This window comes from Micromonospora sp. NPDC047467, from assembly GCF_040643095.1.
GTDB lineage: Bacteria > Actinomycetota > Actinomycetes > Mycobacteriales > Micromonosporaceae > Micromonospora.
In genome coordinates, this window is sequence record NZ_JBEYTO010000006.1 from 40,280 (window position 1) to 53,093 (window position 12,814).

Annotated in this window: 12 protein-coding genes; 6 read left to right on the forward strand and 6 right to left on the reverse strand. The window is 70.8% G+C overall.

Going from position 1 to position 12,814, the window contains the following annotated elements:
* Positions 1 to 76 precede the first annotated feature (76 nt).
* The 4 genes from ABZ780_RS17875 to ABZ780_RS17890 all read left to right on the forward strand — a co-directional run bounded on the left by ABZ780_RS17875 (position 77) and on the right by ABZ780_RS17890 (position 4,300).
* Positions 77 to 1,081, forward strand: coding sequence for an ABC transporter permease (locus ABZ780_RS17875; protein WP_357009675.1), 1,005 nt, complete (start codon positions 77 to 79; stop codon positions 1,079 to 1,081).
* The gene (locus ABZ780_RS17880) at positions 1,078 to 2,040 is read left to right on the forward strand and encodes an ABC transporter permease (RefSeq protein WP_357009678.1); all 963 of its coding nucleotides are present in this window, start codon (positions 1,078 to 1,080) and stop codon (positions 2,038 to 2,040) included. Before ABZ780_RS17875 ends, ABZ780_RS17880 begins: the two co-directional genes overlap by 4 nt.
* Before the next feature lie 66 nt (positions 2,041 to 2,106).
* Positions 2,107 to 3,120: an ABC transporter ATP-binding protein gene (locus tag ABZ780_RS17885; RefSeq protein WP_357486689.1), complete on the forward strand. Its 1,014-nt coding sequence runs from the start codon at positions 2,107 to 2,109 to the stop codon at positions 3,118 to 3,120.
* Between the two features lie 76 nt (positions 3,121 to 3,196).
* Entirely contained in the window at positions 3,197 to 4,300 is a 1,104-nt protein-coding gene (locus ABZ780_RS17890; protein ID WP_357486691.1) for an oligopeptide/dipeptide ABC transporter ATP-binding protein, read from the forward strand.
* Between the two features lie 24 nt (positions 4,301 to 4,324).
* Here the strand turns inward: ABZ780_RS17890 and ABZ780_RS17895 are convergent, their stop codons facing one another.
* Positions 4,325 to 4,702 (reverse strand): hypothetical protein, encoded by a 378-nt coding sequence (locus ABZ780_RS17895; protein WP_357486693.1) that lies wholly within the window; start codon positions 4,700 to 4,702, stop codon positions 4,325 to 4,327.
* Positions 4,699 to 5,355 (reverse strand): HNH endonuclease family protein, encoded by a 657-nt coding sequence (locus ABZ780_RS17900; protein ID WP_357009688.1) that lies wholly within the window; start codon positions 5,353 to 5,355, stop codon positions 4,699 to 4,701. Before ABZ780_RS17900 ends, ABZ780_RS17895 begins: the two co-directional genes overlap by 4 nt.
* A gap of 107 nt (positions 5,356 to 5,462) precedes the next feature.
* On the opposite strand from ABZ780_RS17900, the gene ABZ780_RS17905 reads away from it, so the two are divergent.
* On the forward strand, positions 5,463 to 6,956 hold the full coding sequence (locus tag ABZ780_RS17905; RefSeq protein WP_357486695.1) for an MFS transporter: 1,494 nt from the start codon (positions 5,463 to 5,465) through the stop codon (positions 6,954 to 6,956).
* Positions 6,957 to 6,987: 31 nt separating this feature from the next.
* Here the strand turns inward: ABZ780_RS17905 and leuA are convergent, their stop codons facing one another.
* The gene (gene leuA / locus ABZ780_RS17910) at positions 6,988 to 8,739 is read right to left on the reverse strand and encodes a 2-isopropylmalate synthase (RefSeq protein ID WP_357009693.1); all 1,752 of its coding nucleotides are present in this window, start codon (positions 8,737 to 8,739) and stop codon (positions 6,988 to 6,990) included.
* Between the two features lie 239 nt (positions 8,740 to 8,978).
* Complete coding sequence (locus ABZ780_RS17915; RefSeq protein ID WP_357009696.1) at positions 8,979 to 10,250, reverse strand: MFS transporter; 1,272 nt, start codon at positions 10,248 to 10,250, stop codon at positions 8,979 to 8,981.
* Positions 10,251 to 10,318: 68 nt separating this feature from the next.
* On the opposite strand from ABZ780_RS17915, the gene ABZ780_RS17920 reads away from it, so the two are divergent.
* Positions 10,319 to 11,311, forward strand: a complete 993-nt coding sequence (locus tag ABZ780_RS17920; RefSeq protein ID WP_357009699.1) for an ArsR family transcriptional regulator — start codon at positions 10,319 to 10,321, stop codon at positions 11,309 to 11,311.
* Between the two features lie 13 nt (positions 11,312 to 11,324).
* Here the strand turns inward: ABZ780_RS17920 and ABZ780_RS17925 are convergent, their stop codons facing one another.
* Both ABZ780_RS17925 and ABZ780_RS17930 read right to left on the reverse strand, forming a co-directional pair.
* Positions 11,325 to 11,855 carry a nitroreductase family protein gene (locus tag ABZ780_RS17925; RefSeq protein WP_357486698.1) on the reverse strand — a complete coding sequence of 177 codons (531 nt, stop codon included), beginning with the start codon at positions 11,853 to 11,855 and terminating at the stop codon, positions 11,325 to 11,327.
* A gap of 84 nt (positions 11,856 to 11,939) precedes the next feature.
* Positions 11,940 to 12,725, reverse strand: coding sequence for a hypothetical protein (locus ABZ780_RS17930; RefSeq protein ID WP_357486700.1), 786 nt, complete (start codon positions 12,723 to 12,725; stop codon positions 11,940 to 11,942).
* Positions 12,726 to 12,814: the final 89 nt, after the last annotated feature.

The following is a 12,814-nucleotide window of genomic DNA, read 5'->3' on the forward strand; positions in this document are numbered from 1 at the left end:
ATCTGACGCAAGGAACGCGGGCGGGCGCTGTCGCACAGCGCCCGCCCGCAACCCTCCGCACCCCTTCGAGGCCGCCGTGTTCCGGTTCATCGTCAGACGCCTGCTTCAGCTGATACCCACGCTGTTCGGGCTCTCCCTCCTGCTCTTCATCTGGCTACGTCGGCTTCCCGGCGGCCCCGAGACCGCCATCCTGGGCGAGCGCGGCACGCCCGAGATGCGTGCCGCCATCCGCCACAACATGGGCCTCGACGAGCCCATCCTGGTGCAGTACGGCCGGTTCGTTCGCCGGATGATCAAGCTCGACCTGGGCACCTCGACCTCCACCAAGCGGGCGGTCACCACGGAGTTCATCGAGCGCTTCCCCGGCACCGTCGAGCTGACCATCACCGCCATGGTGATCGCGATCGGTGTCGGCATCCCGCTCGGTTATCTGGCCGCCCGACGTCGTGGCCGGTTCCTGGACCACGCGTCCGTGGGCGGTTCGCTGATCGGCATCTGCATCCCGGTGTTCTTCCTGGGCTACGTGCTCAAGGCGATCTTCTCGGAGAACCTGCACTGGTTCCCGTCCAGCGGCCGGCAGGACCCGACGCTCGGGGCGACCCGCGTCACCAACTTCTTCGTCCTCGACGGGCTGATGACCCGCGAGTGGGACGCGGCCGCCGACGCCCTCTGGCATCTGGTGCTGCCCGCCATCGCGCTGGCCAGCATCCCGCTGGCGATCATCGTCCGGATAACCCGGGCGAGCGTGCTGGAGGTTCTCAACGAGGACTTCGTTCGGACCGCCGAGGCCAAGGGCCTGACCGAGCGGACGGTCCGTGGCCGACACGTGCTGCGCAACGCGATGCTGCCGGTGGCCACCTCGATCGGCCTGCTCGCCGGCGGTCTGCTCTCCGGTGCCGTACTGACCGAGACCGTCTTCGCCTTCAGTGGCATCGGAGCGTTCGTCGCCGAGGCCATCGGCCAGCGCGACTATCCGGTGCTGATGGGCTTCATTCTGATCATCGCGGTGGTGTACGTGCTGGTGAACCTCCTGGTCGATCTCTCCTACAGCTTCATCGACCCGAGGGTGAGGGTCCGATGACCCTCAGCCCGGGCAAGAAGCGCGAAAAGATCGACCGGCTCTCGGAGTTGGCCGCCCGCGACGACGAGCGTGGCGTCAGCCTCTGGCAGGAGGCGTTCCGCCGGCTGCGCGGCAACCCGGCGGCGATCGTCGGTGCGATCATCCTGGCGATCTTCGTGCTGGTCGCGGTGATCGGGCCGTTCCTCGTGCCGTACGCGCCGACCGACACGATCGGCATCCGCGAGGGTCTGATCAAGCCGGGCGTCATTCCGGGCCCCGACGGCGATCACTGGTTCGGCTACGACCACCAGGGCCGGGACGAGTTCAGCCGGATGATCGTGGGTGCCCGGCAGACCCTGCTGGTCGGCGTGGTCTCCACCCTCATCGGCCTGGCGGTCGGCGCGCTGATCGGCGGCATCTCCGGTGCCGCGGCCGGCCTCGGTGGCCGGTGGGGGCGGTGGATCGACACCACCCTGATGCGGTTCGTCGACATGCTGCTGGCGATGCCGAGCCTGCTGCTGGCGGTCAGCATCGCCGCCCTGCTCGGCGCCAGCCTGACGACGGTGATGATCGCCGTCGGTGTGGTCTCGGTGCCGGTCTTCGCGCGGCTGCTGCGCGGCTCGATGATCTCGCAGGCCAACAGCGACTACGTGCTGGCGGCCACCTCGCTCGGCGTGAAGAAGTCGAAGATCGCGCTGACCCACGTGGTGCCGAACTCGCTCGCCCCGGTGATCGTGCAGGCCACCCTGACCCTGGCGACCGCGATCATCGAGGCCGCGGCGCTCTCCTTCCTGGGCCTGGGTAACCCCGACACCGCCGTACCGGAGTGGGGGGTCATGCTCGCCGACGCGCAGCAGTACCTCGGCATCCGGCCGTCGCTGGCGATCTACCCGGCGGTCGCGATCATCATCACCGCGCTCGGCTTCACCCTGCTGGGAGAGGCGATGCGCGAGGCCCTCGACCCGAAGCTGCGGAAGTAGGCCCGGTATGTGTGAAGCGCGAGGAGTGAGCTTGCGAGCCCCGCAGTCGCGAACGGAAGGCCAGTAATGGCACTGCTCGAAGTGGACGATCTCTCCGTCACGTTCGCCCGGCGCGGCCAGCGGGCCGTGCACGCGGTCGACGGTGTGTCCTTCTCCGTCGACGCCGGTGAGGTGGTCGGCCTGGTCGGCGAGTCCGGCTGCGGCAAGAGCGTCACCTCGCTGGCGCTCATGGGTCTGCTGCCGAAGCAGCCCGGCCTGCGGGTCGGTGGCAAGGCCGTCTTCGACGGCACCGACCTGCTCCAGCTCGACGACCGGTCTCGGCGGGACATCCGGGGTCGCGACATCGCGATGATCTTCCAGGACCCACTCTCCTCGCTGAACCCGGTGATCCCGATCGGGTTGCAGGTGACCGAGGTGCTCACCCGGCACCGGGGGATGAAGGGCGACGCCGCAGCCAAGGAGGCGGCGTCGCTGCTGGACCGGGTCGGCATCCCGGACCCGAAGCGCCGGCTGAAGGAGTACCCGCACCAGCTCTCCGGCGGGATGCGGCAGCGGGCGTTGATCGCGATGGCGGTGGCCTGCCAACCTCGGCTGCTGATCGCCGACGAGCCGACGACCGCGCTGGACGTCACCATCCAGGCCCAGATCCTGGAGCTGCTCAAGGAGCTGGTGCGGGATTCCGGCACCGCGTTGCTGATGATCACGCACGATCTCGGTGTGGTGGCCGGGATGGTCGACACGGTCAACGTGCTCTACGCCGGCCGGGTGGTGGAGACGGCCCGCCGTCGTCCGCTGTTCCGCGAGCCGCGTCACCCGTACACCGTGGGTCTGCTCGGCTCGGTGCCGCGCCTGGACGCCGGGCGGGGCGAGAAGCTCACCCCGATTCCCGGTTCGGTCCGTGACCTGCTGCCCTGGCCGGACGGCTGCGCCTTCGCCCCGCGTTGCGCCCGCCGCACGGACGAGTGCGTGGGGCAGCCGCCGGAGTTGGCGCACACCTACGACGGGCGCAGCTACCGGTGCGTCAACCCGGAGCCGGTGCCCGGCACGGTGCCCGCTCCCCGCGAGGAGGAATCAGCGTGAGCGAGCGTAGCGAGCGAACCATCAGGCACAGCAGCGTGGCGTCTCGCGCCGGCGCGGAGCGAAGCGGAGCGCTGGCGTGAGCGAGAACGACATCCTCGTCGAGGTACGCGACCTGAAGGTGCACTTCCCGATCAAACGGGGAGTGCTCTTCGACCGGGTGGTCGGGCACGTGAAGGCGGTCGACGGAGTTGACCTGAGCATCCCGCGCGGCAAGACGTACGGCCTGGTCGGCGAGTCGGGCTGCGGAAAGTCCACGCTCGGCCGTGCGCTGCTCCAGCTCACCCCGCCGACTGCGGGCGAGGTCAGCTTCGACGGCGTCGAGCTGACGACGCTGCCGCCGGGCAAGTTGCGCACCATGCGGCGCCGGATGCAGATGATCTTCCAGGATCCGATGTCCAGCCTCGATCCGCGGCAGAACGTCGAGTCGATCCTGACCGAGGGGTTGCAGACCCACGGGATCGGCACCGACCGCACCGACCGTCGGCGGATCATCGGCGAGACGCTGGACGCGGTGGGGTTGCCCCGCTGGGCGTTGTCCCGCTATCCGCACGAGTTCTCCGGCGGGCAGCGCCAGCGCATCGGTATCGCCCGCGCCGTGGTGCTCGGGCCGGAGCTGATCGTCGCCGACGAGCCGGTCTCGGCGCTCGACGTCTCGATCCAGGCTCAGGTCGTGAACCTGCTGGACGAGCTACAGGACAGCCTGGGGCTGACCTACCTGGTGATCGCGCACGATCTCGCGGTCGTCCGGCACATCTCCGACACAGTCGGCGTGATGTACCTGGGCGCGCTGGTCGAGGAGGCGCCGAGCGACCGGCTCTACACCGAGCCGCTGCACCCGTACACCCGGGCGTTGATGTCCGCGGTGCCGGTGCCGGACCCGGACGTGGAGGACCGGCGGGAGCGGATCCTGCTCGCGGGCGACCTGCCCTCGCCCGCGAACCCGCCGTCCGGGTGTCGTTTCCACACCCGCTGCCCGTGGGCGCAGCCCACCCGCTGCAAGGACGAGCGGCCGGTGCTGCGGGAGATCGGCACAAGTCGGGTCGCCTGCCACTTCGCCGAGCAGATCGCCAGCGGAGAGCTGCGCCCGCACAAGGTCAGCGTGCAGATCGTCCGTCCCGAGGGCGAGGGTGACTCGCCGGGTGTGGTCTCCGCCCCCAGCGAGCCCGGCTCGTACGTCTGAGACTGGACGCGGTGCCGGAGGTCGTCAGCCCTCCGGGCGGTGCAGCAGGGCCACCGCGACACCGTGCACCGCGTCCAGCCCGGCCGGGTCGCCCAGCGGGACCGACCCGCCGGTCACCACGTACCACTCGTCCGCGTCCTTGTACTGCACATGCAGCGTGACCGTGCCGTCCGCGTACTCGGTGCGCAGCGTCAGCTCGCCGGTGACCACCCCGACCTCGTCGGTCATCACCCCACCCGGACCTGGCACGATGTCGGCGGTGCGGCTCTGCGCGCCGCCGGCACCATCGGAATCCGCGACCATGCCGGCCCCCGGCACGGCGGCCTGGGTTTCGGCGGCACCGTCCGCCGTCATGCCGGCTGTGGCCGGGCCCTTGTCGCCGGTCTCCTCGGCCTCTGTCACGAGTTGCTCCCCACCGTGCAGCCCTCCAACATGTCGGCCAGAGTGGACTTCTCGGCACTTGTCACAGTCAACCGCCAGTAGTGCTTGACCGCCACCCAGTCTTCCGCGTACTGGCACCAGTACGACCGGTTCGCCGGCTTCCACTGGGACGGGTCCTGGTCACCCTTTGACCGGTTCGACGACGCCGAAACCGCGAAGAGCTGCGGTCGGGTCGTGTCGTTGGCGAAGTCGCCACGCTTCGTGTCGTCCCACTCGTCGGCGCCCGAACGCCACGCGTTGGCCAACGGCACCATGTGGTCGATGTCCACCTCAGAGGGGTCGGCGGCGCTGCGGCCGTCGTACACGCTCTCCCAGCGACCACCGACCACGTTGCAGCCGGACAGCTTCACGTCCTCGCCGTCGCGCTGCAGGATGGTGTCCCGCACGTCGCAGTTCTTGCCGGTGTTCCGCCAGTGCGGAAAACGACTCCGGCTGTAGCCCTTCATCGAGCCGGCCTCGGCGACGGTCAGCTCACCCAACTGCTGCGCCGCGTTGCCGCCGCCACCCGACGGGGACGCCTCCGGTTCGTCCGGAGGGACACAACCGGCAACACCAAGCGCCAGCGCCGCGACGAGCGCGGTCACCGCCGCGCGCGATCCTGATCTGGTACGCACAGACGACACCTCTCCAGCTTGCGGGCTCTCGGCGATTGCGCACAGTACCCGGGGATGGTTTCGGCGTTTCGTGGCGTCTCCCACAATCTGCAAGGCAGATTGGTGAGATGACCACCTCCGTTCCCTCGCCCGCTCTGCGGATGGGCACCGCCGCCGGTCGGGGGACGCTGCTCGCCGCAGTGCTCGCCTCCGGAATGGTCTTCCTCGACGGCACCGTCGTCAACGTGGCGCTGCCGAAACTCGGTCAGGATCTCGGTGCCAATGTGGCCGATCTCCAATGGACCGTCAACGGTTACCTGCTGACGCTGGCGGCGTTCGTGCTGCTCGGCGGGGCGCTCGGGGATCGCTTCGGCCGGCGGCGGGTCTTCCTGATCGGGGTGGTGTGGTTCACTGCCGCCTCGGTGCTGTGCGGGCTGGCCCAGGGCACCGGCACGCTGATCGCGGCCCGGTTCCTCCAGGGCGTCGGCGGCGCGCTGCTCACCCCCGGGTCCCTGTCGGTGCTCCAGGCCAGCTTCCACCCCGACGACCGGGGGCGGGCGATCGGTGGCTGGGCCGGCCTGTCCGGAGTGTCCACGGCGTTGGGGCCGTTCATCGGTGGCTGGCTGATCGACGCGCTGTCCTGGCGGTGGATCTTCTTTCTGAACGTGCCGCTCGCCGTGCTCGTGTTGCTGGCCACCGCGCGGTGGGTGCCGGAGAGCCGCGACGAGAACGTCTCGCGGACGCAGGGGCCGGGCCACACCCGACGCCGGTTCGACGTGGCCGGTGCGTTGCTCGGCGCGTTCGCGCTCGCCGGCATCACGTACGCCCTGATCGACGCGCCCGCACGCGGCTACGCGTCGGCCCCGGTCCTGGTCGCGGTGCTCGTCGGGGTGGTGGCGGCGGTGTCGTTCGTCCTGCTGGAACGGCGGCGCGGCGACACCGCGATGCTGCCCACCGGGTTGTTCGGCAGCCGGCTCTTCTCGGTGCTGAACATCTTCACCGTGGTGGTCTACGCGGCGCTCGGCGGCTTCACCTTCTTCTTCGCCGTCTACCTGCAGAACGTCGTCGAGTGGTCGGCCCTCCGCACCGGGATCGCGTTGCTGCCGATGACGGTGCTGCTGCTCATCGGGTCGGCCCGGGCCGGGGCGCTGTCGGCGCGGATCGGCCCCCGGCTGCCGTTGGCCGTCGGGCCGGTGGTGGCCGCCGCCGGCCTGCTGCTGTTGCGTGGCGTCGGGCCGGGCGCGTCGTACTGGCGGGACGTGCTGCCCGGGGTGCTGCTCTTCGGCCTCGGGCTGACCCTGGTGGTGGCGCCGCTGACCGCGTCGGTGCTGGCGGCGGTGCAGGACCGGTTCTCGGGGGTGGCCAGCGGCTTCAACAACGCCGCGGCCCGGGCCGGCGGTCTGCTCGCGGTGGCCGCGTTGCCGCTGCTGGTCGGCCTCTCCGGCAGCGGGTACGAGCAGAAGACCGAGCTGACCGACGCGTACCGGGGTGCGCTGCTCTGGTGTGCGGGGCTGCTGCTGGCCGGCGCGGTGCTGGCCCTCGTGCTGGTGCACCGACCACCCCGCGCGGCCCCACCGTCGCAGCCCTGCCACTCGCTGCCCGCCGCCACACCCCCGAAGTAGGGCACCACCTCGGGGGTGCGGCGCGTGTCGTCTACTGGCGGGCGCGGTTGACGGCGCTGGTGACCGCCTTGATCGAGGCGGTCACGATGTTGGCGTCGGTGCCGACGCCCCAGACCGTGCGGCCGTCCACCTCGCACTCCACGTACGCGGCGGCCTGCGCGTCACCACCGGAGGAGAGCGCGTGCTCGTGGTAGTCGAGCACCCGCACGCCCACCCCCACCGACTGGAGCGCGTTGACGTACGCGTCGATCGGGCCGTTACCGATCGCCGTGAGTGACCGCTGCTCGGTGCCCACGCCGACCTGGGCTTCGATCTCGACCTTGCCGTCGGTGGTGCCGATCGTGTAGCCGGCCAGACGGACCGCCGGGTCGGGCTGGTGGTCGAGCAGGTAGTGCGTCGCGAAGATCTCCCACATGGCGCGCGGGTCGACCTCTCCGCCGTCGTGATCGGTGACCTGCTGCACCACCCCGGAGAACTCGATCTGGAGCCGGCGGGGCAGGTCCAGTTGGTATTCGCTCTTCATGATGTACGCGACGCCGCCCTTGCCGGACTGCGAGTTGACCCGGATGACCGCCTCGTAGGTGCGGCCCAGGTCTTTCGGGTCGATCGGCAGGTAGGGCACCGCCCAGGTGTGCTCGTCGACCGGTACGCCGGCCGCCTTCGCGTCGGCGTTGAGGGCGTCGAAGCCCTTCTTGATGGCGTCCTGGTGCGAGCCGGAGAATGCGGTGTAGACCAGGTCGCCCGCGTACGGGTGGCGCTCGTGCACCGGCAGTTGGTTGCAGTACTCGACGGCTCGCCGGATCTCGTCGATGTTGGAGAAGTCGATCATCGGGTCGATGCCCTGCGAGAACAGGTTGAGGCCCAGCGTCACCAGGTCCACGTTGCCGGTGCGCTCACCGTTGCCGAACAGGCAGCCCTCGATCCGGTCGGCGCCGGCGAGCAGGCCCAGCTCGGCGGCGGCCACCCCGGTGCCCCGGTCGTTGTGCGGGTGCAGGCTCAGCACCACGCTGTCCCGGCGCGGCAGGTGCCGGTGCATCCACTCGATTGAGTCGGCGTACACGTTCGGCGTCGCCATCTCGACGGTGGCCGGCAGGTTGATGATCAGGGGCCGGGCGGGCGTCGGGTCGATCACGTCGATCACCCGGGAGCAGACCTCCAGCGCGTACTCCAGCTCGGTGCCCGTGTAGGACTCCGGCGAGTACTCGTAGAAGATCTCGGTGTCCGGGGTGTGGATCTCCGCGTACTTCTGGCAGAGCCGGGCACCGGTGGTGGCGATGTCGGCGATGCCGTCCTTGTCCAGGCCGAAGACGACCCGGCGCTGGAGCGTGGAGGTCGAGTTGTAGAAGTGCACGATCGCCCGCTTCGCACCGCGCAGCGACTCGAACGTCCGGTCGATCAGGTGCTCCCGGCACTGGGTGAGCACCTGGATGGTGACGTCGTCCGGGATCATGTCCTGTTCGATGAGCTGCCGGACGAAGTCGTAGTCGGTCTGGCTGGCCGACGGGAAGCCGACCTCGATCTCCTTGTAGCCCATCTGCACCAGCAGCTGGAACATCCGGCGCTTGCGCTCGGGCGACATCGGGTCGATCAGCGCCTGGTTGCCGTCGCGCAGGTCCACCGCGCACCAGCGCGGCGCGGCCTCGACAGTGCGGGTGGGCCAGGTGCGGTCCGGCAACTCCACCCGGACCTGCTCCTGGTAGGGCTGGTAGCGGTGGTACGGCATCCCACTCGGGCGTTGCCGAGCGATCGGATCGGTGTCAGCGTCGGTGACAGGTTGAGCCATCTCAGAGTGCTCCCTGGAACATGTGGCGTCAGCAGATCGGAAGGTGTCGGCACGGTGCCGCGCGACGGTGCACGCGCGACTGCCGATAAGAAGATCGGATGTGCTGGACGGCGCGATGCGACTCCGCGACGAGGTGCCGGCCGGTTAGGCCTCGTCGCGGCGGCTAAGGAGAAGAAGCGCACGCCACATGACCAGGTAACCCTACGTGGTGGAGCGGGAGGCGCAAAGGTAGGTCCGGACTATGGGACCGACGTCATGCTCTCCTCCGGAGCCGCGGCACCCAGCCTCGGAGTCCGTCCGGCCCAGGCCACCACGGGCACGATCGCCAGCCCGACCAGGACGAAGATCGCCGCCGTCGGGTACCACCCCCAGCCGCCGGTGGTCACACCGAGCGCGGTCAGCCCCGCCGGGGCGATCAGGTACTGCACCTGCTCGCCGAGCCGCAGCGCCCCCACGTACGCGCCGCGCTGGTCGTCCGGCGGAAGGGTGGCGGTGAGCCCCCAGGCACCCGCCGACTGGATCAACTCGGCCAGGATCAGCAGCGTCGCGGCGGCCACCAACACCGCGATGGTGAGCCCACCCCGGGTGACCCCGGAGATCGGCAGGACCAGGCAGAACAGGGCGACCAGCAGGCCGCCCCGGCGCGAGGCCCGGGCCGCGCCCGACGCGGTGTCGGCACCCCGGCTGACGCGTACCTGGAGCAGCACGATCAGGACCGTGTTGAGCAGCACCAGGGCGGCGATCACCGTCTTCGGGGCGTCGGTGTGGGTGAGGATCCACAGCGGCAGCACCGTCAGGTAGAGCACCCCGTGCGCGGTGAGCAGCCCGGACAGCAGGGACACCGCCATGAACGGGCGGTCCCGGAGCACGGTGAGCCGACTCATCGGCTCCACGGGCCGGGCCACGTGGGGCAGCCGGGGCAGTCGCCGTACGAAGAGAGCCGTCACCAGGATCACCGTCGCGATGAACCAGACCATCCCCCGGTACGCCTCGATCGTGTCCACCGCCAGCACCACGCCGCTGATCACCGCGCCGAGCCCGAAGCCGACGTTCAGCGACGAACGCTGGTACGCCATCGCGGTGACCCGTTCGGCCGGGGGGAGCGCGTTGATCGAGTAGACCTGGCGGGCCACGCCGGTGGCGGCGTCCACCGTGGCGAGCGCCACCACCACGGCGAGGAACCCGGCGAAGCCGCCGACGAACGGGTAGGTCGCGAACAGCGCCGCGTCCAGCACCAGCCCGACGATCCAGACCCGCTGCGGGCCGTACCGGTCGGTGAGCCCGCCCAGCGGCACCGTACCCAGCAGCGACACCCCCGCCGCGATGGACAGCCCCAGCCCGACCTGTGCGGCGCTGAGCCCGAGCGCCCGGGTGAAGAAGACGGCGCTGCCGGCGTGGAACAGGCCGCTGCCGATGGCGTAGACCATGGCCTGCATGGCCAGGGCGCGGGTCAGCCCGGCCGGCGGTACGACGTTTCGGACGACGGTGCGGATGGTTTCTCTGGCCCCCATGGCCGGTGAGTGAACCGTGCCCCCATGGCCCCGGTCGAACCTTTTAGGCTGGACCGAATCGTGCGGGGGTGCGTGTGTCCGAGTTGCGGTTCAGCCTGGCCGACGTGGCGGGGGTGCGGCTCGCCGTGTCGCCGGCCAACGAGACGGTCATGAGCATGTTTGCGCTGGCCAATCCGACCCGCTACGCCGTGCACCTGCCCTGGATCGACCGGGCCCGCGTGACCCTGCGTCGGCCCGAGGTGGCCGACCGGGTCCGACCGCTGGTGGAGCTGACCCGGCCGCGTTGCTGGCTGCCCGACTTCCTCACCCCGGCGGCCCGGCCGAACCTGGAGATGGTCGAGCAGCTCGACCAGATCGCGGCGACGCCGCCGGACGTGGTTGTCCGGGACCTGTGGGCGACCACCACGAGTCGACCGTTGAGCCCGTTCGGGCAGGCGCTGCTCGCCGATCCCCGCGGCCTGCTGCCGCAGCTCGTCGACGCGATGCGGGTCTGGTACGACGAGGCGATCGCCCCGGACTGGCCACGGATGCGCGCGCTGCTCGACGCCGACGTGGCGTACCGCGCCGCCCAACTCGCCGAGGGCGGTGCCGAGCGGCTGTTCGAGCAACTCCACCCGAGCCTGCGCTGGCTCGGTGACCGGGTCGTCACCGACGACCCGTTCGAGCGGGACTTCGACCTCCGCGGTCGCGGGCTGGCGCTGAACCCGGGCGTGTTCACCGACCGGCGGGTGCTGTGGAACCTGCTGGAGGAATCGCTGCCCGTCGGGGTGTACCCGGTCCGGGCGGTCGGAACGCTCTGGGAGGCGACCCCGAGGCCGCCCGGTGACTCGCTGGCGCGGGTGGTCGGCCCCGGCCGGGCCGCGCTGCTGCACCTGCTCGACGCGGCGTCCACCACCACCGACCTGGCCCGACTCACCGGGATGTCCGCCGGGAACGTCTCCCAGCACCTGGCCGCGCTGCACGCCGCCGGCCTGGCCTCCCGGTCTCGACAGGGTCGGCACGTCCTCTATCGCAACACCGATGCCGCGAGGATTCTGCTCCGTGCCAGCCGTGGCGGGTGACCTGATCGGGCGATCAGCACAGCAGCAGGTCGGCGACCGGGCGGCGGTGACGCAGGTCGGTTTCCCTGGCGCGTAGGTCGGCCGGGAGAGCGAACGGGTCCCCGAGTCGGCCGACGGCGGCGACCACCAGCGGGCGGACGCCGCCGGGCAGGTTGAGCTCGGTGGCGAGGCCGGCCTGATCGAAGCGGGTGAGCTGGCGCACGTGCAGGCCGAGCGCGGTGGCCTGCAAGGTCAGGTGGGCGATCGCCTGACCGAGGTCGTACGCGGCCCGCTCGGTGTCGCCGCCGGTGTGCGCGCCGACCACCAGGGTCGCGGCGTGCCGGACCCAGCCCTGGTCGCTGTCCGGGAGGCTGCTCATGATCCGCTTCCAGTTCTCGTCGTCCCGGTGGCCGAGGGCGAACCGCCAGGGCTGCCCGTTCTCCTCCGACGGCGCCCAGCGCGCGGCCTCGAGCAGCGAGGCCGCTTCGTCCGGGGTCAGTTCGGCGCTCGGGTCGAAGGCGCGAGGGCTCCAGCGGAAGGCGAGCAGCGGGGTGAGGTCAACCATGGTGAGAATCGTCCTGTACGGGTGATTCGTGACTCAGGGCAGCCTCGCCAAATGTGGTCAAACGCACCCGTAACGGGATGAAGATCAGGACGTTCCCGCGCCCGGGCTGTCCGACGGGTCAGGGGTTGGGGGTGCCGCGGTGTCGAGGGGTTCCGCGTCCACCACCGGCCCGGCCAACTGCACGGTCGCCGGTGCGGGGGCGGGCGGGGCAGCCAGCCGCAGCGTCCCGGCAGCGGTCCGGACACCGGTCGGCGTGCCGTCGGGGTCGTAGCAGTAGATGCCGACGTCCAGCGGGGCGTTGAGTGAGGCCGAGGTGGACTCCACCGAGTAGCAGGCGCCGGTCAGTCCCTTGGGTGTGGCGGCCAGGGCGACCGCGAGCGGCGCGCGTCGGTCGGTCAACACGTCCAGCCAGTCGGTGAGCGCATGCTGGATCCGAGGGTCGAGCCGGCGCGGGAGTGTGTCGTCGCGCTCACCGAGGCGTACGCAACGCGCCGGCTCCGGTCGAGCGCTGGACGGAAGGGCGCACTGGAACAGCCCGTCGGCCGTGGCGGCCAGCGAGATGTCTGCGGTGCCGCCGAGCGCCCCACCCGGCACGTCGACCCGCCAACTGCCGTCGTTCGCGCTGGTGAACACGATGCTGCGGTCGGGTTGACCGGGTTGGCTGAACACGTACTGCGCCACGAGATGGCGATCCTGCGCGGCGGCGGCCAGGGCGGCCAACTCGTCGCGGGCGGCGTCCACCCTGACCGGCCCGGGATCGGCCGGGGGTGGGGGTGCGGGCTGCTCAGTGGTGCAGGAGAGCAGGGCAGTCGGCAGGGCGAACACGAGCGACCCGAGCACGCGGCCGGCCGAGCGGTTGAGGACGGGCACCGGCTCATTCTGGTGGGTGCGGCCGGCTCGCGGGGAGCAGCGCGCAGCCGGGCCGCCCCGGCGTGTCGGGCGCGACTTTTTGGGCGTAC